Origin of the sequence: Massilia sp. UBA6681, assembly GCF_002454935.1 — a bacterium.
Lineage (GTDB): Bacteria > Pseudomonadota > Gammaproteobacteria > Burkholderiales > Burkholderiaceae_D > Telluria > Telluria varians.
This window is the reverse complement of sequence record NZ_DKJX01000109.1, coordinates 1-21648: the sequence shown is the minus strand read 5'-3', so window position 1 is coordinate 21648 and position 21648 is coordinate 1. Positions and strand designations below refer to the sequence as shown.

Annotated in this window: 22 protein-coding genes and 2 pseudogenes; 19 read left to right on the top strand and 5 right to left on the bottom strand. The window is 66.7% G+C overall.

The genetic code is table 11. The features are described from left to right. Positions 1-6 precede the first annotated feature (6 nt). Together B2R83_RS20495 and B2R83_RS20490 are read left to right on the top strand one after the other, a co-directional pair. The gene (locus tag B2R83_RS20495) at positions 7-162 is read left to right on the top strand and encodes an EAL domain-containing protein (RefSeq protein WP_349681069.1); all 156 of its coding nucleotides are present in this window, start codon (positions 7-9) and stop codon (positions 160-162) included. 199 nt (positions 163-361) lie between these two features. Further along, complete coding sequence (locus B2R83_RS20490; protein ID WP_292044495.1) at positions 362-1354, top strand: tyrosine-type recombinase/integrase; 993 nt, start codon at positions 362-364, stop codon at positions 1352-1354. Between the two features lie 27 nt (positions 1355-1381). On the opposite strand, the gene B2R83_RS20485 is transcribed toward B2R83_RS20490, so the two are convergent. Continuing rightward, on the bottom strand, positions 1382-1723 hold the full coding sequence (locus tag B2R83_RS20485; RefSeq protein ID WP_292044492.1) for a DUF3703 domain-containing protein: 342 nt from the start codon (positions 1721-1723) through the stop codon (positions 1382-1384). A 274-nt stretch (positions 1724-1997) separates the two neighbouring features. Between B2R83_RS20485 and B2R83_RS20480 the strand changes: the two genes are divergently transcribed. The 9 genes and pseudogenes from B2R83_RS20480 to B2R83_RS20440 all read left to right on the top strand — a co-directional run bounded on the left by B2R83_RS20480 (position 1998) and on the right by B2R83_RS20440 (position 9835). After that, the gene (locus tag B2R83_RS20480) at positions 1998-2432 is read left to right on the top strand and encodes a hypothetical protein (protein ID WP_292044491.1); all 435 of its coding nucleotides are present in this window, start codon (positions 1998-2000) and stop codon (positions 2430-2432) included. 103 nt (positions 2433-2535) lie between these two features. Further along, the gene (locus B2R83_RS20475; RefSeq protein WP_292044489.1) at positions 2536-2853 is read left to right on the top strand and encodes a hypothetical protein; all 318 of its coding nucleotides are present in this window, start codon (positions 2536-2538) and stop codon (positions 2851-2853) included. A 25-nt stretch (positions 2854-2878) separates the two neighbouring features. Next, complete coding sequence (locus tag B2R83_RS20470) at positions 2879-4294, top strand: TolC family protein (RefSeq protein ID WP_292044487.1); 1416 nt, start codon at positions 2879-2881, stop codon at positions 4292-4294. A gap of 13 nt (positions 4295-4307) precedes the next feature. Beyond that, positions 4308-5702, top strand: a complete 1395-nt coding sequence (locus tag B2R83_RS20465; protein WP_292044485.1) for a multicopper oxidase family protein — start codon at positions 4308-4310, stop codon at positions 5700-5702. 45 nt (positions 5703-5747) lie between these two features. Next, positions 5748-6095, top strand: a complete 348-nt coding sequence (locus tag B2R83_RS20460; RefSeq protein ID WP_292044483.1) for a copper-binding protein — start codon at positions 5748-5750, stop codon at positions 6093-6095. Between the two features lie 21 nt (positions 6096-6116). Beyond that, positions 6117-6560: a YybH family protein gene (locus B2R83_RS20455; protein ID WP_292044481.1), complete on the top strand. Its 444-nt coding sequence runs from the start codon at positions 6117-6119 to the stop codon at positions 6558-6560. 263 nt (positions 6561-6823) lie between these two features. After that, positions 6824-7678, top strand: a complete 855-nt coding sequence (locus B2R83_RS20450; protein ID WP_292044479.1) for a hypothetical protein — start codon at positions 6824-6826, stop codon at positions 7676-7678. A 27-nt stretch (positions 7679-7705) separates the two neighbouring features. Further along, a pseudogene (locus B2R83_RS20445) lies at positions 7706-9109 on the top strand (hypothetical protein); the annotation flags it as partial. An 87-nt stretch (positions 9110-9196) separates the two neighbouring features. Beyond that, complete coding sequence (locus B2R83_RS20440; RefSeq protein ID WP_292044477.1) at positions 9197-9835, top strand: DVUA0089 family protein; 639 nt, start codon at positions 9197-9199, stop codon at positions 9833-9835. 67 nt (positions 9836-9902) lie between these two features. Here B2R83_RS20440 and B2R83_RS20435 read toward each other — a convergent pair whose 3' ends face one another. Together B2R83_RS20435 and B2R83_RS20430 are read right to left on the bottom strand one after the other, a co-directional pair. Further along, positions 9903-10238: a hypothetical protein gene (locus tag B2R83_RS20435; protein WP_292044475.1), complete on the bottom strand. Its 336-nt coding sequence runs from the start codon at positions 10236-10238 to the stop codon at positions 9903-9905. Positions 10239-10365: 127 nt separating this feature from the next. Further along, on the bottom strand, positions 10366-10836 hold the full coding sequence (locus B2R83_RS20430) for a YybH family protein (RefSeq protein WP_292044473.1): 471 nt from the start codon (positions 10834-10836) through the stop codon (positions 10366-10368). A 183-nt stretch (positions 10837-11019) separates the two neighbouring features. On the opposite strand from B2R83_RS20430, the gene B2R83_RS20425 reads away from it, so the two are divergent. The 4 genes from B2R83_RS20425 to B2R83_RS20410 all read left to right on the top strand — a co-directional run bounded on the left by B2R83_RS20425 (position 11020) and on the right by B2R83_RS20410 (position 15049). Beyond that, on the top strand, positions 11020-12903 hold the full coding sequence (locus B2R83_RS20425) for an AI-2E family transporter (RefSeq protein WP_292044470.1): 1884 nt from the start codon (positions 11020-11022) through the stop codon (positions 12901-12903). Between the two features lie 130 nt (positions 12904-13033). Next, positions 13034-13993 carry a chemotaxis protein gene (locus tag B2R83_RS20420; protein WP_209586688.1) on the top strand — a complete coding sequence of 320 codons (960 nt, stop codon included), beginning with the start codon at positions 13034-13036 and terminating at the stop codon, positions 13991-13993. A 231-nt stretch (positions 13994-14224) separates the two neighbouring features. Further along, positions 14225-14422: a hypothetical protein gene (locus tag B2R83_RS20415; protein WP_292044468.1), complete on the top strand. Its 198-nt coding sequence runs from the start codon at positions 14225-14227 to the stop codon at positions 14420-14422. 75 nt (positions 14423-14497) lie between these two features. Continuing rightward, positions 14498-15049, top strand: coding sequence for a putative glycolipid-binding domain-containing protein (locus B2R83_RS20410; protein ID WP_292044467.1), 552 nt, complete (start codon positions 14498-14500; stop codon positions 15047-15049). On the opposite strand, the gene B2R83_RS20405 is transcribed toward B2R83_RS20410, so the two are convergent. Continuing rightward, on the bottom strand, positions 15013-15489 hold the full coding sequence (locus B2R83_RS20405) for a MarR family winged helix-turn-helix transcriptional regulator (protein WP_292044464.1): 477 nt from the start codon (positions 15487-15489) through the stop codon (positions 15013-15015). The two genes, B2R83_RS20410 and B2R83_RS20405, sit on opposite strands and share 37 nt — an antisense overlap. Before the next feature lie 66 nt (positions 15490-15555). On the opposite strand from B2R83_RS20405, the gene B2R83_RS20400 reads away from it, so the two are divergent. The 3 genes from B2R83_RS20400 to B2R83_RS20390 all read left to right on the top strand — a co-directional run bounded on the left by B2R83_RS20400 (position 15556) and on the right by B2R83_RS20390 (position 19527). Beyond that, positions 15556-16287, top strand: a complete 732-nt coding sequence (locus B2R83_RS20400) for a siderophore-interacting protein (RefSeq protein WP_292044462.1) — start codon at positions 15556-15558, stop codon at positions 16285-16287. 200 nt (positions 16288-16487) lie between these two features. Beyond that, positions 16488-18458, top strand: coding sequence for a peptidase U32 family protein (locus tag B2R83_RS20395; RefSeq protein ID WP_292044460.1), 1971 nt, complete (start codon positions 16488-16490; stop codon positions 18456-18458). Between the two features lie 136 nt (positions 18459-18594). Then, positions 18595-19527 (top strand): family 43 glycosylhydrolase, encoded by a 933-nt coding sequence (locus tag B2R83_RS20390; protein ID WP_292044458.1) that lies wholly within the window; start codon positions 18595-18597, stop codon positions 19525-19527. A gap of 52 nt (positions 19528-19579) precedes the next feature. Here B2R83_RS20390 and B2R83_RS20385 read toward each other — a convergent pair whose 3' ends face one another. Then, positions 19580-20572, bottom strand: coding sequence for a Bug family tripartite tricarboxylate transporter substrate binding protein (locus tag B2R83_RS20385; RefSeq protein ID WP_292044455.1), 993 nt, complete (start codon positions 20570-20572; stop codon positions 19580-19582). 209 nt (positions 20573-20781) lie between these two features. On the opposite strand from B2R83_RS20385, the pseudogene B2R83_RS20380 reads away from it, so the two are divergent. Next, positions 20782-21648, top strand: a pseudogene (locus tag B2R83_RS20380) (hypothetical protein); the annotation flags it as partial.

Below are 21648 nucleotides of genomic sequence, written 5' to 3'. Positions count from 1 at the left end.
CAAGCCGTGAGGAAGTTCATTGTGCGGGTACTGGCCGAAGGCGTCGAAACGGCCGCCCAGCGCGACTTCCTGCTCGAGCATGGCTGCGATGCCTACCAGGGCTACCTGTGCGCTCCGGCACTGCCTGCCGAGGCGGTCCCCGCGCTCGCCTGCAAGCAATGAAGGCTTGACGCGAGCGCGCAGACGACGCCCGCGCGCCTGGCGCTGCGCCCTGCACCGCCGCGCCGGATCACGTGCCGGTCGACGCATCCCGGCCGCCGCCGTTGGCGGCTGGTTTTTTGGGTTGATGGGTGCCACGCGTGGGTTAGTTACATTTTTTGTGCTATAGTGCGCCCACGCCATCTCCGTTTCCGTCTCCATCATGTTCAAGCTCGCATCCTGGGATGCCAACCCGATCAAGGCCTTCGACGCCTTCGTCGTCAGCCTCGACTTCGCCGAGACCGCCAAGCGCCTGCCGGCCGACGGCAAGCTCAAGACCGTATCGAAGCAGTCCGTCGCGATCTACACCTACATGTTCCGCAACTTCTGCAACTGGATGGTGGAACAAGGGAAAAGCTTCTCCACGGTCGACCAGGCCGACATCAAGCGCTTCATCAACCGCGCCGACGAACATGGGCGCGCCATCAACAGCAAGATCGCCCACCGTTACCTGCGCCTGCTCGAGCGCTGCTACCAGCACCTGGAAGCCGAACCGAACCCGGCGCGGGAGGCGATCCTGGCCACCGGACCAAGCGAGTACCTGCGGGACGAACCCACGCGGGCACTGTCGGAAGACCAGCTGCGCCGCTTCTTCGACGCCCTGCCCTCGGCGCCGGCACGCCTGCGCCGCGTGACGCCCTTCGATGGCTGGAAGCGCCGGCGCGACCGCGCGATGCAGGTGGTCATCGCCCTGGCCGGGCTGAAAGTGTCCGAAGCGATCGGCCTGCTGCTCGGCGAGGTCGGGCAACAAATCGATCTGGAGGGCGCCATCGAACTGCGCATCACCCCGAGCCAGAAGCACGAGACGAGTCACGAGCACGCCACGATCCTCCCCCAGGAAGGCGCCGTCGAGCTGCAGGCCTGGTTGAAGGAACGCGCCGCGATGGGCATTCCGGGCGAGTTCGTCTTCCCCGCCAATGTCGAGGGGCGCAAGATGATCAAGAAGACCGTATACATGCAGGTCCGGGCCACCTTCGAGCGTGCCGGCATCGACCTGTCGCGCGCGGGCGGACGTACCTTGCGTAACACCTTCGCCCAGCGCAAACTGGCCGAGGGCGCCGCGCCGGACGAGCTCAAGGACACGCTCGGCCTGGCGCTCGAGCGCTCCGCCGAGGATTACAAGTACGCGCGTGTCAAACCGGATCCCGGGGAGTGACCCAGTCCAGCTTGTCGTCGACCTTCGTCACTTGTCGAGCAGGCGCCGGATGGCCGGGTCGATCGGTAGCCGCCGGAACATGCCGATGTCCGTACCGCCGGTGTTCCCGGCCGGGACGAACCCCGCGGCCGACCCGATCGCACCCAGCACGATCCGCAGCAGCTGTCCCCACGCTTGCCGCGGCGAGCGCCGCCGCAGGGCGATCTTCAGCATCCAGTAATGCGTCGCCACATGCGCAAGCACGTAGCGCTGGCCCAGTACGTGGGCAAGCTCCAGGTGGACCATCGCGGCGGCACAGCGGCCCGCATGGTAGCAATGCCGGGACGAGACCATTTCGGCCTCATAGGCCTTGCGCAGTTCAGGATGCATGGAAGGCCTCCCTCCCGGCCCCGGCCAGCGCCGCACTCTCGTCGGCAGTTTGCTTGGCGACAGCCTCGTACAATCGCTCGCGTGCATGCATGTCATGGCTCCAGGATTTAGCTGATTTCACTGTAAACCTTCCGACTGTAGGAAGGTCAAGCAGTTTTGCCAACGCTGGTATTTCCTGACCAATATCGGGTGTGGACGGCGGCCCACGCCCCTGATTCAGGACAGCCTTCAAGCACTTTTCAGTTCAATATGCCGTGCTATACTCCGCCTGCCTATGAACCGCACTGTCAAGACATTCATTGTTTGGCTACTGATGCTCATGCTGCCGCTCCATGCGGTCGCCGCGAGCGTCGGGATGTCTTGCGCGCCCGTGCTCCAGAACGCGGCAAGCTCCGCCGGCATGGCACACCACCAGCCCGCTCCAGATGCCCACGCGCATCATGACGCCGACCACACGGCGCACGCCGGCCACGGCGCGAGCGCAGCGGCCGACGAGGACCATGGTTCGGCGCCGGATATCGTGAAGAAGACGCATTCGGCCTGCAGCGCCTGTTCGGCAGTCTGCGCCGGCGCAGTCGCGCCGCCATCGGCTTTCCTCCCTCTTCCCACCTTCGACGGCTCCGACGCCGTACTCGTGTCGCCTTCGACCCTGGTCGCAGGCTTCATCCCCGACGGTCCACAGCGACCTCCCCGGCATCCATCCGCGTAATCGAAGCAGAAGCTGACGGCCGGTGCCCCCGCACCGCTGCGCACGCTTCCCAAGCGACCGTGCGTGCGACGCACGTCCCGTGACCGATTTTCGAGGATTGACGATGAAATCCATCTTCATGATGGCCGCCGCAGGCGTCCTGATGGCTGCGCCGTGCGCGCATGCCCAGCAAGCGTCCCGCTCGCCCGACCCGGCCGACCCGGCCGTGTCCGTTCCCCCACCCGTCTACCAGTCGGCGATGTCCGGCTATTCCCGCCTGCCTCAGGAGAAGGACGCCAGCCCGGACAAAACCTGGCGCCGGTTGAACGATGCGCTCGTTGCGGGGCCGGCACATGCGGCCCATGGCCCGGCTCCGGCCCCGGCAGAACCGGCCCAGTCCGCCAGGCCCGCGCCCGCACACGACGCCCATCAGCATCACTGAGACCATATCAAGCCAAGGCAAGACAATGACAATACAAACCTCGCCACCCATGCTGCGCGCCATCGGCGCCGGCGTGCTTGTGCTCGTACTGAGCGGCTGCGCCGGCTTTTCGCAGGACGGCGGCCTCGACGCGGTATCGGCAATGACCTCGGCGCGCACGGGCCAGGACGTCCGCCTGCCGCAAGGGAGCGCAGACAGCGCATCGATCCAGGCTGAACTCGATCGCCTGCTGGGGGCGCCGCTGAGCGCCGACGGCGCCGTTCATGTCGCCCTGCTCAACAACCGTGGCCTGCGCGCCTCGCTCGCCGGCCTGGGCGTCGCCGAGGCCGACCTGGTCCAGGCGGGACGCATGGCCAACCCCGGCTTCAGCTTCAGCCGCATGTCCGGCGGCGGCGAAACGGAGATCGAACGCAGCGTGATGTTCGACCTGGTCGGCCTGCTGACCATTCCGATCCGCCGCGACATCGAAGCGCGCCGCTTCAAGGGCGCGCAACTGCTTGCCGCGACCGACGCCGTGCGCCTCGCGGCCGACACCCGCAAGGCCTGGTTCAATGCCGTTGCCGCGGCCCAGTCGGCGCACTATGCCGAACAGGTACGTGAGGCCGCGCAGGCCAGCGCCGAACTGGCCCGGCGCATGGCCAAGGCCGGCAACCTCAGCGCGCTCGACCAGGCGCGCGAACAGGTGTTTTCCGCCGAAACCACGGCCCGGCTCGCGCGTGCCCGCCACAATGCGACCGCCGCGCGCGAACAACTGGCGCGCCTGATGGGCGTGTGGGGTGCGCAGACCGTCTTCACGCTGCCCGACCGGCTTCCCGATTTGCCTGCAGCCCCGCGCGACGAAGGCAATGTCGAAGCGCTGGCGATGCGGCAGCGCCTCGACGTCCAGCTGGCGAAGCTGGACGCCGAGTCGACCGCGCGTGCGCTGGGGCTGACCCGCGCGACCGGGGTGGTCAACGTACTCGACGCCGGCTACGTCAATGCGAGCAAGAGCGGCGCGCCACGCGAAAGCGGTTACGAAATCGAGCTGGCACTTCCGATCTTCGATTGGGGCGGGGCGCGGGTTGCGAAGGCCGAGGCGCTCTACATGGGGGCCGTCCACCGCACCGCCCATACGGCCACCACCGCCCGTTCGCAGGTGCGCGAGGCCTGGTCGGCCTACCGGACCACCTATGACGTGGCCCGCCACTACCGCGACGAAGTCGTTCCGCTGCAAAAGAAGATTTCGGAAGAAACCCTGCTTCGCTATAACGGCATGCTCATGAGCGTGTTCGAGCTGCTGGCGGACGCACGCGCCCAGATCACCGGTGTGAACACCGCGATCGAGGCCCAGCGCGACTTCTGGATCGCCGAAACCGACCTGCAGGCCGCCATCAACGGCAGCGGCGGGTCGACCGTATCGCTGACCGCCGCCGCATCCGCCGAAGCGGCGCCCGCACACTGACAAGGAATAGAAAATGAGTTCTCGTCGAGATTTCTTTACCGGCGCCGCGGCGCTGGTCGGCGCCGGACTGGTGAGCCGCGCAGGCGCCGCCACCCTGCCGGAAGCGCCCGTGATGAGCACGGCAACCACGCAACCGCCGCCGCCGCCGCCCAACGGCCGCCCGTACAACCCGGTGGTGACCCTGAACGGCTGGTCGCTGCCCTGGCGCATGAACAATGGCGTCAAGGAGTTCCACCTGGTCGCCGAACCCGTGGTGCGCGAGATCGCGCCCGGCATGAAAGCCAACCTGTGGGGCTACAACGGCCAGAGCCCGGGACCCACGATCGAAGTGGTCGAGGGCGACCGGGTGCGCATTTTCGTCACCAACCGGCTGCCGGAGCACACCAGCATCCACTGGCACGGGCAGCGCCTGCCGAACGGCATGGACGGCGTCACCGGCCTGACGCAGCCCGGCATCCAGCCGGGCAAGACCTTCGTGTATGAATTCGTGGCGCGGCGCCCGGGCACTTTCATGTACCACCCGCATGCGGACGAGATGGTGCAGATGGCGATGGGCATGATGGGTTTCTGGGTCACGCATCCGAAGAATCCGGCCCAGCACCGCGTCGACCGCGACTTCGTGTTCCTGCTGAACGCCTACGACATCGAGCCGGGCAGCTATACGCCGCGCGTCAACGAGATGCTGGACTTTAACCTGTGGACCTTCAACAGCCGCGCCTTCCCCGGCATCGACACGATGAACGTGCGCCTGAACGACCGGGTGCGCATCCGCGTCGGCAACCTGACCATGACCAACCACCCGATCCACCTGCATGGGCACGAGTTCGAAGTGACGGGCACCGACGGCGGCTGGACCCGGCCGGAGTCGCGCTGGCCGGAAGTGACGACCGACGTCGGCGTCGGCCAGATGCGCGCCATCGAGTTCATCGCCAACGAGCCGGGCGACTGGGCCTTCCACTGCCACAAGTCGCACCACACCATGAACGCCATGGGACATGACGTGCCGACCCTGATCGGTGTCGACCACCGCGGCGTGGCCGAGAAGATCAGCAAGCTGGTTCCCGACTACATGGTGATGGGCGACAAGGGCGGCTCGATGGGTGACATGGAGATGGCGCTGCCCGACAACACGCTGCCGATGATGACCGGCCAGGGGCCCTTCGGCGGCATCGAGATGGGCGGGATGTTCACGGTGCTGAAGGTGCGCAAGGACCAGAAGCCGGGCGACTACAAGGACCCGGGCTGGTACAAGCATCCCAAAGGCACGGTGGCCTACGAGTGGAAGGGCGAGCCGCCCGCGGCCGTGCGCAGCCAGTCGGCCGGCGGCCAGGCGTTGCCCGCCGCCGGCAAGTCGCCCGAAGTTGAAGTGACCGTGCGCAAACCCAAGGGCCACCAGGGCCACCACTAGACGTTATTCCGCTACAAACAACACCAACCAAGGAAAGGACACACCATGAAAGCATTTGCAACGCCCATCCTCGCGATCCTGATGGCCGGCGCGGCCACGCTGGCCTCGGCCCAGGCCCACCAGCACGCCGGCCACGGCCCCCACGAGCCGACCGCGACGAACGCCGCGGCCGCGCTCTCCGAGGGCGAGGTCAAGAAGATCGACAAGGAGGCGGGGAAGATCACCCTGCGCCACGGCGAAATCAGGAACCTCAACATGGCCGCGATGACGATGGTCCTGCGCGTGCAGGACCCGGCGATGCTCGATCAGGTGGAGGTGGGCGACAAGGTGCAGTTCGCGGCCGAGCGCCTGAACGGCGCCATTACCATCGTCCAGATGCAGAAGACGCAGTAATACCCGGATCGCGGAGCACACATGATCAAGCAGTCACTCCCAGCATGCATCCTCGCAGTCTGGTTCGCAGGCGTCCATTTGGCCGCCCTCGCGGCCACGCCGAAAGAAACCGTCGCGGCTTTCCACGAAGCGCTCACCAGCGGCGACAAGGACAAGGCGCTCGCCTTGCTGTCCCCCGCCGTCGCCATCTACGAGGCCGGCTACGTCGAACGCTCGCGCGACGAGTACGCCCACCATCACCTGGGCGGTGACATGGAGTTCGCGAAGACCACCACCCGCAAGCTGCTGAAACAAGGCGAACGGATCGACGGCAACACGGCCATCGTCTGGGAAGAAACCGAGACCACCGGCACCGCGCGCGGCAAGCCTGTGCATGCCTTCGGTACCGGCACGATGGTGCTCGAAAAAAAGGGTGACGGCTGGACGATCGTGCACGTGCACTGGTCGTCGCGCAAGGCAAAGTAAGCCCACTGCCCCGGCGCTACCGGCGCCGGGGCGCACCTTCACCCTTCCCCGCATCCCGCCGGCGAGTCCCCCTTCCTCCCCGCCGCACGCCCCGCAAGAGGCCTCCATCGATGACTGTTCGTCAATACGAAAGTTATCGACGAGCTCGTAAAGTGCCTATACCATTTAATTAATTGGTCAGACCAATAGTTCTGGTGGTACGTGCAATACAAAATTGGCCTGAGCAGTTTTGTAGTCAAAAATAACACTTTGGAGACCAAAACATGATTCAAAGCTTGCAACGTACCAGCCTTGCGGCCGCCATCGGCGTGCTTTTCGGCGCCTGTGGCGGTGGCGAACCCGAGACGGCGACCGCGATGTCGATGTCGAGAACCTCTTCCCTCGTCGTTTCCAGCGCCACGGCCACTACCGGCTGTCCGGCCCTGCCCTTGAACGGCGTCGACGCCCAGACCCTCACCGGCGCTTCCACGCCGCTCCAGCTGGGCAGCTACGGCACCCGCAGGCCCGGGGCGCCGGTCCTGGTGGGCGGCAAGCACTCGCCGGCCAACTACCGCGCCGCGCCGGTCCTGCCGAACTGGCAGTTCGCCACCTCCGATCCGACGGGTGGCGTCCTGACTTTCGAATGCGAGGTGGCGCCGGACGCCGGCTGGCACAGCTACAAACGGAGCGGCAGCGCGCACGAGAAAGTGGTCGTCACGGGCGGCCGCAATGCGGCGCCCCAGCACATCTACACGGTCTACAACGGCCAGCAGCTGGTCGCCGCGCTGAACGAAGCGGGACTGGCGCCGAAGATCGTCCGGATCGTCGGCCACATCGACCTGCGGATGAGCGCCAACAACACCGTCTTCAAGGAATACGAAAGCTACACCGACCAGAAGTTCGGCGGCTCGGTCAGCATCCCGTCGAACACCACCCTGGTCGGCATCAACGACGCCCAGGGCCGCGCCGCCCGCATCACCGGCACCACGCTCCTGATCGGCGGCGAGCTGGCGGCAAGCCAGGGCGGCGATGCGGAAGCCGACTTCAAGGCATGGATCGCGGCCGGCAAGGACGGCGACCTGTTCCCCACCTGGACCCGCAACATCATCATCCGCAACATCGCCCTCGATACTCCCTAGGACGTCAACCCGGAGGATTCGGCGAACGCCTATGCGGACGGCGTGACGATTTCGCGGTCCCAGAACATCTGGGTCGACCACGTCACCATCAGCGACGGCGATACGCCCGACCGGCTGGCCAGCGACCCCCGCCACGACGGCGCGCTCGACATCGTGCGCGGCTCCGACTATGTGACTCTATCGAACAGCAAGTTCTTCAAGCACGGCAAGACCACCCTGGTCGGCAATGGCGACAGCGGCCGCGCCTGGAGCGATGCCGGGCGCCTGCACGTCACCTTTACCGGCCTGCACTGGCACGGTACCGCGAGCCGGCTGCCGCTGATCCGCTTCGGCCAGCTGCACACCTTCAACAACCTGCTCGAAGGCGACACCGCTCCGGCCGATCCGGACATGAAGTACGCCGGCGGCCTCGACGTGCGCTACCAGTCCGACGTCCTGTCCGAACATAACTACTACTTGTTCAAGAACCTGAAGCCGTCCCAGGTGGGCGGCAAGGTCTCCAGCAGCAAGGACGCGATCAGCTACCGCGCCGCGGGCGAACTGTTCATCAACGACAAGGGCGACGACACCAAGCCCTGGGTCGGCGGGGCAATCGACATCTCGAGCGCCCTGATGGCGGCAACCGGCCTGCCGCGCCTCGCCAGGTGGACGCCGCCGTACAACTACAGCGCCATGCCGGCCGACCAGGCCTGCGTGTTCGTGAAGAACAATGCGGGCGCCGGACGCGTCAACAATCCGGGCACCGACGCCACCTGCACCGCGGCCAGCACCACCACGCCGCCGACCAACCCGACCGATCCGACGCCGACCGATCCGACCCCGACCGATCCGCAGCCGCCGGTCATCGCACCCACCTGCACGGCCCTGTTCAACTGCAGCTCCGGGGTCGGCCAAGGCGTGATGAAAGCGGCGGTGACGGCGCCGGTGGGAAGCTCGCTGCTCAATGGCGTGTACACCATCGCCGGCGGCGGCAACATCTCGACCTCCGCCAGCTACAACTTCTTCTTCAAGTACATGCCCCTGACCGGCAACTTCACGATGACGGCGAAGATGCTGACCCAGGGCGGCAGCGCGAGCGGCGCCCGTGCCGGCCTGCTGGCGACCGACTCGGTGACGGGCCAGGGCACCTATGCGTGGACGGCGCGCTATGCCAGCACCGGTGAGATCCGCCGCGCCATCAACGGCGACAACAAGTCGGTCCTGTCCGGCTATTCGACGACGACCCTGCCGGTGTGGGTGCGCATCGAACGCCGCGGCAATGCCTTGTACTCGGCGGCCTCGCGCGACGGCCTCACCTGGACCGAGGCGACCAGCGTCAACGTCACCGCGCCGACCCTGTATGTCGGCATGGCCGTCTCCTCGGGCAGCAACACGGTCGGCCAGTCCGCGAGCTTCAGCAAGCTCACGGTCGTCGGCGGTGGCCTGAACTGAGGCGCTTCAAGCACGCTTGCCTTTGCGACGGCCACGGCGGCCGTCGCAGCGGATATCCCTTTACCCCATCCTGAAAGAGCAGACCCCATGAAACTGACAATCAAACCGATCGCCCTTCTCCTGGCCCTGTGCGCCTGCGTCTCGCCGGCCAGCGCCGCCAACATCTCCTACACCGGAGAGTTCGCCTACGATAACGAGGTCAAGCTGTTCCGGTTCACCGTCGACACCCTGTCCACGGTCGGCCTGCGCACCTGGTCGTATGCCGGCGGCATCAACGCCGCCGGCGAGACGATCGCCCGTGGCGGCTTCGACCCGATCGTGGCGCTGTTCAACTCGGCTGGCCAGCTGATCGGCGAGCAGGACGACGGCGGCTGCCGCAAGGTCGCCGCCGACGCGCTCACCCGCCAGTGCTGGGACATCAACTACAGCATCGAGCTCGCGCCGTGCACCTATACCGCGTCGCTCCAGCAATACAATAATTACCACGTCAGCAACAACCTGGCGGACGGCTTCTATTACCAGGACGAGCAGTACCGCAACTTCCGCAACGGTTTCGTGGATGAAATGGACTTCAAGCGCAACGGTTCCTGGGCCTTCGACCTGCTGAACGTGAGCCTGCCGGCCCCGGCCGACGTGCCTGAACCCGGCTCGATCTGGCTGGTGGGCGCCGCGCTGGCCGGCTTGACGGCCATGCGCCGCCGCACAGCCGGGCGGTCCAGGGCCTGAGGCAACAGCGCCCAGCTACCGCCATGCGTCGGCATGGCGGCGCCGAAGTCCGTGCCGCGCCGGTCCTTCACTTGCAATGCTGGCGCATCATTTGCATGCGCTGGTCGCGCTGCTCGGGCGACATGCCTTGCATCTGGCGCTCTGCGATCGCCCGCCGCGCTGCCTCGTTCGGCGCAGCTTGCATCTCCCGGTGCATGGCGCACATCGTTCCGTCGCCGGAGTGTTGCGTCGCACTGCCGGCCGCGCCCCCGCCGGTTGCCGTTTCCAGTCCGTAGAATGGACCGGAAGGCGGGGCGCTGGTGGCAGCGGTGGATGGGCCGCCGTGCGATGCGGCGCAGCCGGCCACGGCCAGCGCCGCCAGGACAGCCGTCAAACGGCGCGAAGCGTCCGGTGTGATGTTCATGATCGTGCTCCCGTTCGTCGACAAACGTGGCCGCCTGGCGTCCGTGCCCACGGGCCGGGGCAGCAATCAAGCAAGGTTCGTGAATCGCCGCACGGATGTCAAGCAAGCGGAGGCGCTACCCAGGGGACTAGCCGGCGGCCGGTTTCGCCGCCGGGCGCGGCGGCGGCCCCATGCGCTCGTTGGCGTTCTCGATATCGGCGGCGATCAGCCAGCGCCCGTCCACCTTGCGCAGCACCAGTACGAACTTGCCGACGTCGCGGCCCGCGTTCGCGGGACCGTAGGCGCCCACCACATAGGCCAGCTCGCCGGAGGCGCGGTAGTCTAGCGCGCGCAGGGTGGTCGGCTGGCCGCCGCCGTGGGAATACGCCTGGCGAATGGCTTGAAGGCCGCGCGCCGGCGGCTGGCTGCTCGGCAGCGCGAAGCCGTCCGGGGCGAACAGCGCGGCCAGGGCCGGCGCATCGTTCGCCGCCCAGGCGCGTTCGTAGGCGCGCAGGAGCTGGTCGACCTCGGCCGGCACGGCCACCGAAGGCGGGGTCTGGGCCAGTGCCGGCATTGCCAGCACGGCGGCGAACAGCGGGGCAAACAGCATCTTGCGCATGGCGCGTCCTTTGCTCGGGTTGAGGAATGCGGCCGATTCTAGCGGCGCCCTGCGCCGCTGACCACGAAAATCGGATATGCATCCCGGCTCGACTGCGAGAAACAGCGGCCCGGCACTTGGCGAACCCGGGATTTTCCTTTATACATACCCGGTTTCCATTCTCATGAGCCGACGACGACCCGCATGAATGTCCTGCCATCCACCCTGCGCCTGACGGCCGGCACCGTCGTCAGCGCCACCTGCGTCGTCGCCCTCCTGTATTTTGGCCGCGAAGTACTCGAGCCGCTGGCCCTGGCCCTGATCCTCAGCCTGGTGCTGGCGCCGCTGGTGCGCAGCATGACGCGGGTCGGGCTGGCGCGCATGCCGGCCGTGCTGCTGTCGGTGGCCCTGGTCGCCACCGGCGTGGGCGCCATCGGCGCGGTCCTGTTCGACCAGCTGGTGACGATCACCCGCGACCTGCCGCAGTACCGCAAGGCGATCAAGACCAAGGTGGCCAATGTGCGCGAGCTGGTCGAGCGCCCGATCAGCCGCATCGAGGCCGAGCTGAGCGCGGTGGCGCCGGTACCAAGCACCGAGGCTGCGCGGGTACGGCGCGGCAACCTGGTGGTCACCCCCAACCAGCCGCTGCCGGTGGAAGTGCGCACCCCGCGCACCATGAAGGACACGCTGGGACGGGTCATCAACCTGGTCTGGGGCCCGATCGGCGAGGCCGGGGTGGTGCTGATCCTGCTCGTCTTCATCCTGCTCGAACAGAGCTCGCTGCGCGACCGGCTGGTGCGCCTGGCCGGCCAGGCCGAGGTCAGCCGCACCATCCGCACTCTGGGCGACGCGGCCCAGGGCGTGTCGCGCTTCTTCTTCTCGCAGTTCATCGTGAATTTCACCTTCGGCGTGGTGATCGGCGTGTCGCTGTGGCTGGCCGGGATCCCGCACGCGATCCTGTGGGGCGTGCTGAGCGGGGTGCTGCGCTTCGTACCCTACCTGGGCGTGCTGCTGGCGGGGACGATCATCGCGGTGTTCGTTGCCGCCATCGACCCCGGCTGGTCGCTGGCGCTCACCTGCATGGCGATCTTCCTGGCCTTCGAGCTGGTGCTGGCCAATTTCATCGAGCCGAAGGTCTACGGCCACAGTTCCGGCCTGTCGCCGCTGGCGGTGATCGTCTCGGCCCTGTTCTGGGGCGCGCTGTGGGGGCCGGTCGGCCTGCTGCTGTCGACCCCGCTGACCCTGTGCCTGGTGGTGGCCGGCCGCCACGTGCGGGCGCTGGCGCCGATCACCATCCTGCTCGGCGACGCGCCCAACATGTCGGACGCCGAGCGCTTCCACCAGCGCGTGCTGGCCGGCGAAGCCGACGAGCTGACCAAGGATGCGCGCGCCTACGTGCGCCGCTACAGCTTCGCGCGCTATTGCGACCACGTGCTGCTGCCCGGCCTGCGCATGGCGGTGTCCGACCTGGGCGCCGGCACCATCGACAAGGCGCAGGAGACGCGCATGCGCGCCGTCATCGCCAACATCGCCGACACCGTGGCCACGGCTTCGGAGAGCGGCGCGCGCGGCCGCCGCAAACCCGTACCGCTGCTCGATGCGAACATCGGCGCCCACCTGCGCCAGATGCGCGAAGCGCGTTTCGGGCGCTGGCAGGGTTCGCTCGACGTGCCGGCCGGTTCGATCGTGCTGTGCGCCGGGCTGCCGTCCGAGCGCGACGAGTTCCTGACCGAGCTGCTGGTGCGCGCGCTGCGCGAGGGCGACGTCGATGCCCGCAGCCTGGTGGTGGGCGCGCCGGTGGAGCGTCCGGAAGGCAGCGCGCCGGAGCTGGTGTCGACCGTGTTCATCACCTACCCGCGCCAGGACAATTTCGAGGCCTGGCGCGCCGCCGTGGCCGAACTGCGCAAGGACCTGCCGGAAGCGCTGATGGTCACGGTCCTGCTACCCTACGACGAACAGCTGCCCAAGCGGGCCCTGGTCGAGGCCTATGTCGACATGATCCTGCGCTCCTTCGAGGAAGGGCTGGCCTTCGTGGCGCCGGACCGCAATGCCGCGGCCCGGACCGCCATGCCCGAACCGGTTCGTTGAATCCACGGTTTGTTGTTTTCCGACCGTGCTCGCATAGAAAAATGGGCGAGATTTGCGGCAGTCTTTACGGCTCGGGATGTTTCCCACGTAAAATGCTTGCCTATCGGCACTATTTTTCTCATGGCGGAATATGAAATCGGTTCAACAAGAAGTCGACGAACGCAGCAACCTCACCGGCACCAATAAATTCGAGCTCCTCCTGTTCCGCCTCGGCGGCGACGAGAACGGCGAGCGCAGCGAACTCTTCGGCATCAACGTGTTCAAGATCCGCGAGATCGTCGCGATGCCGGAGATCACCGCCGTGGCCGGCTCGATGCCCCACGTGCTGGGGGTGGTGAACCTGCGCGGCCAGATCATCCAGGTGCTGGACCTGCCCGCGATCGCCGGCGTCAAGCCGAAAACCGGCCTGAACATCATGCTGGTGACGGAATTCGCCCGCACCACCCAGGCCTTCGCCGTCGAGAGCGTCGAGGAGATCGTGCGCCTGGACTGGAACCAGGTGATGTCGGCCGAGCACGCAGCCGGCAGCGGCATGGTCACCAGCATCGCCCGCCTGCCGGAAGAAAACGGCCAGCCGAGCCGCCTGGCGCAGGTGCTGGACGTCGAGACCATCCTGCGCAACATGAACCCGGATTCCGGTCCCGAGATCAACCAGCAGACGGTCGGCGCCAGGATCCAGATCAAGCCGGGTTCGGTCGTGCTGGCCGCGGACGACTCGGTGGTGGCGCGCGCCCTCATCGAACAGGGCCTGGACGCCATGGGCCTGCCCTTCATCATGGTCAAGAGCGGCAAGGAAGCCTGGGACCAGCTCAACAGCATCGCGAATGCCGCCGAAGCCGAGGGCAAGAGCGTGCACGACAAGGTCGCCCTGGTGCTGACCGACCTCGAGATGCCGGAAATGGACGGCTTCACGCTCACCCGGACCATCAAGAAGAGCGGCCGCTTCGCCAGCCTGCCGGTGATTATCCATTCGTCGCTGTCCGGCACCACGAACGAAGAGCACGTCAAGAACGTGCAGGCCGACGCCTACGTGGCCAAGTTCTCGGCCGAGGAGCTGGCGGCGACGATCCGGCGCCTCCTGCGCCAGTAAGCCCCCCAGCTCAGGTTTTTTGTGCGGCGGTCAACCCGGTACGCATCACATTCGTTGTGATGTAACAAACATTAACACATTCGACATCGTGCGCAGCGGCGGAGAATGTATTATTGACAACAAGTCGGTAGCTTATCGGGGGTACCGGCCAGGCGGGGAACACTTTCTCCGCCGACAGGACAAAGCAGGTTCGCGCGGCTAGCATGCCGCCGTTCCCGCGGAGAGCACACCATGCCGCAACGAAGACGAGACGAGAACACCGCTGTAACTGCCGAGTACGCCTTCTTTCTGGCGGAAACCCGGGGCCTGCGCTTCGCCCTCGACTACCTCGACAATTGCCATATCCCGCGCGACATCCTGCTGCGCGCCTATGACCAGCCCGAGCGCCGCCGCAAGGGCGAACGGCGCCGCTATCCCCGCAACGACTGACGCTTCCGTCATCCCGAACCCTGCAAGCGTCCGTGCGCCGTGCTACCGTGGCAGCTCGATCCGACAAGGCCGATCATGGGACATGCATACCGCTGGCAGCCGCTCGACGGCATCGGGCTGGAACACCTGAATCTTGATTACCGGGACGACGTGATCGTCGCCGACGGCGTCGTCGTCGGCGATTGCGGCGACGGGCCCTTCGGCTGCAGCTACCGGATCTGCTGCGATACCGCCTGGCGGGTGCGCTCGGTCGAGGTGCACGCGGCCGGCGGCGCCTCCCTGGTGCTCACCAGCGACGGCAGCGGCCACTGGCGCGACGGCGACGGCGCGGTCCAGCCTCAGCTCGGCGGCTGCACCGACGTCGACATCGCCGCCACGCCCTTTACCAACACCCTGCCGGTACGGCGGCTCGGCGCCGCCCTGCAAGCGCGCACCAGGATCGCGGTCGTCTACATTCCCGTGCCCGCGCTGGCGGCGCGCCGCATGGAGCAGGCGTATACCCGGCTGGCCGGTGGCCGCTACCTGTACGAGGGGCCGATCGGCGACTTCCAGGCCGAACTGGAGCTAGATGCCGACGGCCTGGTGCGCCACTACCCTTCGCTGTTCACCCGGCTGCTCCCGGCCTGAACCCGCAGCCCCTCCTGCACCCGGCCCAGCAGGGTCTCGAGCTGGCGCCGCTCGCCCTCGTCCAGGCCGGCCAGCGCCCGGGCCGCCAGCACCAGGCCGGCCTGCCGCAGTTCGGCATGCACGGCCTGGCCGCTGGCGCTCAGGTACAGGCGGGTGCTGCGGCGGTCGGCCTCGTCGGCGCGTGCCTCCACCAGGCCTTTCTCGCGCAAGCCCTGCACCAGGCGCGTCACCTGCGCCTTGTCGCGGCCCGAGCGCTGCACCAGGTCGCGGCCGGTCGCTCCCGGGTGACGGGCGATATGGCCGAGCGCCCGGTTTTCCATGTGGGTGAGTTCGTGGGCGCTGGCGCGCAGCGCACGGTATTGCTGGGCGCGATAGAGATGCATGATCTCGTGGATCGCTTCGAAGACGTCGCTGCCGGGGTGAGGGAGAGCCTGATTCATGGGTTGGTTGACTTCATCAACTAAGTTATCGATAATAGATGATATTATCAACCAATTTGGATCAACATGGAACAGCCAAATCGCAAGGGCGTACGACGCGTGCGCCATGAACTGCACATCCGTGATGTCACCGTTTCCCGCGTCGAAGCGCTCGGCAACGCCTTCGTACGCATCCGTTTCCGCGGCGATGGCCTTGCCCGGTTCGTGTCGGCCTCATTCGACGACCACGTCAAATTCATCTTCGCCGGCGTCGACGGCGCCCAGGTCCGGCGCGACTTCACCCCGCTGGACTACGACGCCGACGCGCGTGAAGTCAGCTTGGAATTCGCGCTGCACGGCGGCGGTGCTGCGAGCGACTGGGCGCGCGCCGCCGCCATCGGCCAGCCGGCCGTCATTGCGGGACCACGGGGCTCGATGATCATCCCGGAAGACCTCGACTGGCACTTGCTGGCGGGCGACCGCAGCGCCCTGCCCGCGATCCGGCGCCGGCTGGCCGAGCTGCCTGCCGACAGCCTGGTGCTGGCCGTGATCGCGGCCGACGGGGCGGAGCGCCTGCCGCCGGTCTCTCAGGCACGGGTCGAGGTGGCCTGGGTCGACAGCGACGCGGAGCTGGTGGCTGCCCTGCGCGCCCTGTCCCTGCCCGAGGGCGAAGGTTTTGCCTGGTTTGCCGGCGAAGCCGCGACCGCCAGGCAGGTTCGCAGCGTGCTGCTCGAGGAAAAGGGGATCGCGAAAGACGCCATGCGCGTCTCTGCGTACTGGAAGCAAGGTGTGGCCGATCACCACGAGCATCTCGACTGAGCCGGCCCAGCCCGATGGAAGACGCTGGCTAAATGGGTGTAAAGCCTATTTCGCGGCAATTCACGTATACCGCCGATACACGCGGTTCGCCTGAGCGGGCATTGGCGGCGTGTCCAGCGCCACCACACCGGCAATGATCGCGAATGACTTAACGCCTTGATTTGGCTATAATTTCGCCCTTCGCCTCAAGGATTGCCGCCATGTCACTGTTTGATCACCAGCTTGAACTGCTGTCGCCCGCCAAAACCGCCGAGATCGGCCGCGAGGCGATTCTCCACGGCGCCGACGCGGTGTACATCGGCGGCCCCGCCTTCGGCGCGCGTCACAATGCCAGCAATCCGCTGGAGGATATCGCCGCCCTGGTCGAATTCGCCCACCGCTACCGCGCGCGCATCTTCGTGACCATGAACACGATCATGCACGACAGCGAACTCGACCTGGCCCGCCAGCAGATCTGGCAGTTGTACGAGGCCGGCGTCGACGCTTTGATCATCCAGGACATGGGCCTGCTGGAGATGGACCTGCCGCCGATCCAGCTGCACGCATCGACCCAGTGCGACATCCGTACCGTGGAAAAGGCGCGTTTTCTCGGCGACGTCGGCTTTTCGCAGCTGGTGCTGGCGCGCGAACTGACCGTCGAGCAAATCCGCAAGATCAAGGCGCAAGTGGATACCCCGCTCGAATACTTCGTGCACGGCGCCCTGTGCGTGGCCTTCTCGGGCCAGTGCTACATCTCGCACGCCGACACCGGCCGCAGCGCCAACCGCGGCGACTGCTCGCAGGCCTGCCGCCTGCCGTATACCCTGAGCGACGGCCAGGGCCGCGTGGTCGCCTATGAAAAGCACCTGCTGTCGATGAAGGACAACGACCAGAGCCGCAACCTGGAAGCCCTGGTCGACGCCGGCATCCGCTCGTTCAAGATCGAGGGCCGCTACAAGGACATGGGCTACGTGAAGAACATCACGGCCCACTACCGCCTGCTGCTCGACGAGCTGCTCGAGCGCCGTCCGGAATACGCGCGTGCTTCCAGCGGCAACACCCGCGTGCTGTTCACCCCGGACGTCGACAAGAACTTCCACCGCGGCCACACCGACTACTTCGCGCTCGGCCGCCAGGACGACATCGGCGCCTTCGATTCGCCCAAGTACATCGGCGTGGAACTGGGCACGGTCACCCGCATCGGCCCGGATTTCATCGACCTGGCCACCAATGCGGCTATGGCCAACGGCGACGGCCTGAACTACATGAACAAGCGCGAGACGGTCGGCATCCAGGCCAATACGGCCCAGAAGCTGGGCGAGGACGCGGATGGCCAGAACTGGCGCGTGTTCCCGAACGAAGTGGTCAAGAGCCTGGCCGGCCTGAAGGTCGGCACCATCGTGCACCGCAACCGCGACCATCACTGGGAATCGGCGCTCTCCAAGAAGTCGTCCGAGCGCAAGGTCCGGGTCGACCTGCTGCTGGCCGAGCAGCCCGATGGCCTGCGCTTGAGCCTGCGCGACGAGGACGGCATCGAGACCGCGACCAGCGCCGTGATCGCGCTGCAGCCGGCCCAGCAGGCGGCGCAGGCGGAAAGCGCGCTGCGCACCAGCATCGCAAAGCTCGGCAACACGATGTTCGAGGCCGGCGCGGTCGAGCTGCAATTGTCGCAGCCCTGGTTCGTGGCCTCGAGCGCAATCAACGCGCTGCGCCGCGACGCGATCGCCGCCCATGAAGCGGCGCGCCTGGCCAGCTGGGACCGTCCGCAGCGCAAGGCGGCGGCAGAGCCGCCGGCGGTCTATCCTGATCAGCAGCTGAGCTACCTGGCCAACGTCTACAACGAGAAGGCGCGCGCCTTCTACCACAAGCACGGCGTACAGCTGATCGACGCGGCCTACGAGTCGCACGAAGAGCCGGGCGAGGTGTCCCTGATGATCACCAAGCACTGCCTGCGCTTCTCCTTCAACCTGTGTCCGAAGCAGGCCAAGGGGGTGCAGGGCGTGCAGGGCCAGGTCAAGGCCGAGCCGATGACCCTGGTGAGCGGCAACGAGCGCTATACCCTCCGCTTCGACTGCAAGCCCTGCGAGATGCACGTGGTGGGCGCGATGAAGGACAACATCCTCAAGCAACCGCCGCCCTCGGCCGTGCCCTACAGCCCGCTGGTCTTCCACAAGCAGCGCCCGCGCGCCTGAGTTTTTTACCAATTGGTAAAAAATCCGCGCCCGGTTCGGGTCGGGCAATCAACACGCTGAGCATGTGGCCTGCGGCCGCCCCAGGGCGGCACGCGGGCGCTAGCATGGCGGCATATCCATTTGCGGAGATGTCCCGATGCAGCGCCCCATGCCCTACCTGGCCGCCCTACCGCTGGCCCTTGCCTTCGTCCTGCCTGCCCAGGCTGCCGAGCCGATCGCGCCGCGCTTCAATGCCGACCCGTCGCCGCACTGGTTCCCGCTGGACGGCGGCAAGTTCTACCTGTACGCCACCGACGACGCCTCGAATAGCGGCAAATACTGGGATTCGGTCAGCTGGCGCCTGTACACCTCGAAGGACATGCGCAGCTGGCAGGATGCCGGCGTGCCGCTCGACGTGACGGTGTTCAAATGGGCACGGCCCGACGCCAAGGCCTGGGCGCCGGAAGCGGCCTACCGCAATGGCAACTACTATTTCTACGCACCGGTCGGCGGCGACAAGATCGGCGTCGCCGTCTCCAGCCGCCCGGACGGCGGCTTCGTGGACGCACGCCTCGACCCGCTGGTCGACAAGGCGCGCGACCTTAACGCCGGCGACGAGCCGATCGACCCCGCCGTGTTCGTCGACAGGGATGGCCAGGCCTATCTGTACTTCGGCACCCGGGTGCCCAAGGTCGTCAAGCTGAAGGCGGACATGGTGAGCCTGGACGGGCCGATCCTGGACGTGGCCATCGCGGGGTTGCCGGCAGCCGACCCGAAGAAGAAATTCGGCGAAGCCCCCTTCCTGCACCAGCGCGGCGGCGTCTACTACTTCACTTTTTCCAGCGGCTGGCCCGGACAGATCCTGTACGCCACCGGCAGCTCGCCATTGGGGCCCTTCACCTACCGCGGCGTGGTGCTCGACTACCTGACAATCTCGACCAACCACCAGGCCATCGTCGAGCATGACGGCAAAAGCTGGCTCTTTTATCACGACAATCTGCTGCCAGGCGGCAGCAGCCACCGCCGTTCGATCGCGATCGCGCCGCTCGAGTACGAGGCGGACGGCAGCATCCGCCAGGTCACGCGCTAAAAAAAAGCCGCCCGGTTCCCCTGGGCGGCGTCCTGTTTGTGCGCGGATGCGATCAGTCGACCGTCGCGCCGCTGTCCTTCACGACCTTGCCCCAGCGGGCATGCTCGGCCTGCACGAACTTGCCGAAGTTGGCCGGCGTGTCGCCCACGAAGTCGGAACCGGTGTCGGCCAGCACCTTCTGGAACTCAGGTCCCTTCATGACCTTGATCGCCTCGGCATTGATCTTGGCGATCACGTTCGCCGGCGTCTTGGCCGGGGCGAACATGCCATACCAGGCATAGGACTCGATCTGCGGCAGGCCGGCTTCGGCGAAGGTCGGCACGTCGGGCAGCAGCGGCGAACGCTTGGCGCTCGAGATCGCGATCGGCTTGACCTTGCCGCTCTTAATATGCGGCATGATCGCGATGGTGCTGTCGAACATCATCGGGATGTGGCCGCCCAGCAGGTCGGAGATCGCCGGCGCCGAACCTTTATACGGCACGTGGGTCATCTGCAGCTTGGTCACGCTGGCGAACAGTTCGCTGGTCAGGTGCTGCGGCGTGCCGTTGCCGGAGGAGCCATACGAGAACTGGCCCTTCTTGGACTGGATGAAAGCCATCAGTTCCTTCAGGTTCTTGGCCGGCACGTTCGGGCCGGCGACCAGCACCAGCGGCACGCGCAGCAGGTTGGTGACCGGCGCCAGGTCCTTCAGCGGGTCGAAGCTCATGTTCTTGTACAGGCTCGGGTTGATCACGATCGGCGCGCTCGAGGTGATCAGGAGCGTCGAGCCATCCGGCTTGGCACGGGTGACGGCCGCCGTGCCGATGTTGCCGCCGCCGCCGGCGCGGTTGTCGATCACGAAGGATTGGCCCAGGCCCTGCGTCAGGCCCTTGGCCAGCGGACGCGCCGCGATGTCCGAGGGCCCGCCCGGCGGCCATGGCACCACCACCGTCACGGTCGAGCTAGGCCAGTTCTGGGCCAGCGCGCTGAAAGAAATCGCCGATGCCGCCGCTACACATGCCAGCATCAAGCTGGTACGTCCGGCGCTGCCGAAAAATTGTCGCATAGTCTCCATCCTTTGTTGATGATTTGGTATTGAGCGGACAGTTTATCCTATCCGCCGTCCAGCAACACGGCCTGTACGCTACGTGGAAATACGTAGCCAAGCTATGCACCCGCACTGATTACAACAACGTCATCAATTTTCGCAAAGGAAACCTAGCTTTATTATAAGAAATGAACTAACCTGTAGGATCACTCCTACTTCTGTTCAATATGGACCGCAGCTATCCCTACAGCCGCCGCCTGCTCTCACGTGCCCGTCTGCGCAAGCGCATCGCCGCCGTGGCCGGCGCCGGCCTGGTGGCCGCAACTGCCGTGTTGATGTTGACATGGAAACCAGATCCGGTCGCCGCCGCCGTGCCCGCGCCCTTCCTGCCGGCGCAGGCCCTGAACGGCCCTTCCGGCGCCGCTGAGCCGCTCCAGCGTGGCCTGCGCCGCATCTACCCGTATTCGGTGGTCCCGGGCGGTGTCTCGGGCCAGTCGGAACTGCAGCGCATCATCCGCACCGACAGCGTAGTCGCCGCCCACTATGCGACCTTTGATTCCAGCAAAGCGCGCGCCGTAGTGGTCGACAAGCCGCGCGCGGTGCACGTGTCCTACCGCAAGGGCGACAAGGTGTACTGGACCGCCCACAAGGTCATGCTGGCCCCGGGCGAAACCCTGCTCAGCGACGGCCGCAACGAGATGCGGGCGCGCTGCGCCAACCGCATTTCCGACCTGCCCCAGTACCCGGTGGAAGCGCACCGGCCCGCCATGGAAGAACTCGACCAGGCGATCGAACTCGCCGAGGGGGAAGAATACGCGCTGGGACCAGACGGATTGCCGGTGGCGATGGCTGCCGACGGCAGCATCCCGCGCCATACCGGGATGCGCTTCGCGGCCCGCGGCGCCAGCGCTGCCGGCAGCAGCGGCAGCGCCGCCACGCCCGCCAACAGCGCGCTCGCCGGAACCCTGGCGTCGAGCGCAAGCGGCATCGGGCCAGTCACGACCCTGGGCTTGTCGGGCACCTCGAGCAGCATGGGCAGCCGCCCACGCCCCACCAGCCGGCCGGTCACCGCCCCCGAGCCCGAGCCCGAGCCC

Bases quoted from the DNA above. Each gene is read 5' to 3' on its own strand.
- B2R83_RS20490 (WP_292044495.1), top strand. From the start codon at position 362: ATGTTCAAGCTCGCATCCTGGGATGCCAACCCGATCAAGGCCTTCGAC.
- B2R83_RS20485 (WP_292044492.1), bottom strand. From the start codon at position 1,723: ATGCATCCTGAACTGCGCAAGGCCTATGAGGCCGAAATGGTCTCGTCC.
- B2R83_RS20480 (WP_292044491.1), top strand. From the start codon at position 1,998: ATGAACCGCACTGTCAAGACATTCATTGTTTGGCTACTGATGCTCATG.
- B2R83_RS20475 (WP_292044489.1), top strand. From the start codon at position 2,536: ATGAAATCCATCTTCATGATGGCCGCCGCAGGCGTCCTGATGGCTGCG.
- B2R83_RS20470 (WP_292044487.1), top strand. From the start codon at position 2,879: ATGACAATACAAACCTCGCCACCCATGCTGCGCGCCATCGGCGCCGGC.
- B2R83_RS20465 (WP_292044485.1), top strand. From the start codon at position 4,308: ATGAGTTCTCGTCGAGATTTCTTTACCGGCGCCGCGGCGCTGGTCGGC.
- B2R83_RS20460 (WP_292044483.1), top strand. From the start codon at position 5,748: ATGAAAGCATTTGCAACGCCCATCCTCGCGATCCTGATGGCCGGCGCG.
- B2R83_RS20455 (WP_292044481.1), top strand. From the start codon at position 6,117: ATGATCAAGCAGTCACTCCCAGCATGCATCCTCGCAGTCTGGTTCGCA.
- B2R83_RS20450 (WP_292044479.1), top strand. From the start codon at position 6,824: ATGATTCAAAGCTTGCAACGTACCAGCCTTGCGGCCGCCATCGGCGTG.
- B2R83_RS20440 (WP_292044477.1), top strand. From the start codon at position 9,197: ATGAAACTGACAATCAAACCGATCGCCCTTCTCCTGGCCCTGTGCGCC.
- B2R83_RS20435 (WP_292044475.1), bottom strand. From the start codon at position 10,238: ATGAACATCACACCGGACGCTTCGCGCCGTTTGACGGCTGTCCTGGCG.
- B2R83_RS20430 (WP_292044473.1), bottom strand. From the start codon at position 10,836: ATGCGCAAGATGCTGTTTGCCCCGCTGTTCGCCGCCGTGCTGGCAATG.
- B2R83_RS20425 (WP_292044470.1), top strand. From the start codon at position 11,020: ATGAATGTCCTGCCATCCACCCTGCGCCTGACGGCCGGCACCGTCGTC.
- B2R83_RS20420 (WP_209586688.1), top strand. From the start codon at position 13,034: ATGAAATCGGTTCAACAAGAAGTCGACGAACGCAGCAACCTCACCGGC.
- B2R83_RS20415 (WP_292044468.1), top strand. From the start codon at position 14,225: ATGCCGCAACGAAGACGAGACGAGAACACCGCTGTAACTGCCGAGTAC.
- B2R83_RS20410 (WP_292044467.1), top strand. From the start codon at position 14,498: ATGGGACATGCATACCGCTGGCAGCCGCTCGACGGCATCGGGCTGGAA.
- B2R83_RS20405 (WP_292044464.1), bottom strand. From the start codon at position 15,489: ATGAATCAGGCTCTCCCTCACCCCGGCAGCGACGTCTTCGAAGCGATC.
- B2R83_RS20400 (WP_292044462.1), top strand. From the start codon at position 15,556: ATGGAACAGCCAAATCGCAAGGGCGTACGACGCGTGCGCCATGAACTG.
- B2R83_RS20395 (WP_292044460.1), top strand. From the start codon at position 16,488: ATGTCACTGTTTGATCACCAGCTTGAACTGCTGTCGCCCGCCAAAACC.
- B2R83_RS20390 (WP_292044458.1), top strand. From the start codon at position 18,595: ATGCAGCGCCCCATGCCCTACCTGGCCGCCCTACCGCTGGCCCTTGCC.
- B2R83_RS20385 (WP_292044455.1), bottom strand. From the start codon at position 20,572: ATGCGACAATTTTTCGGCAGCGCCGGACGTACCAGCTTGATGCTGGCA.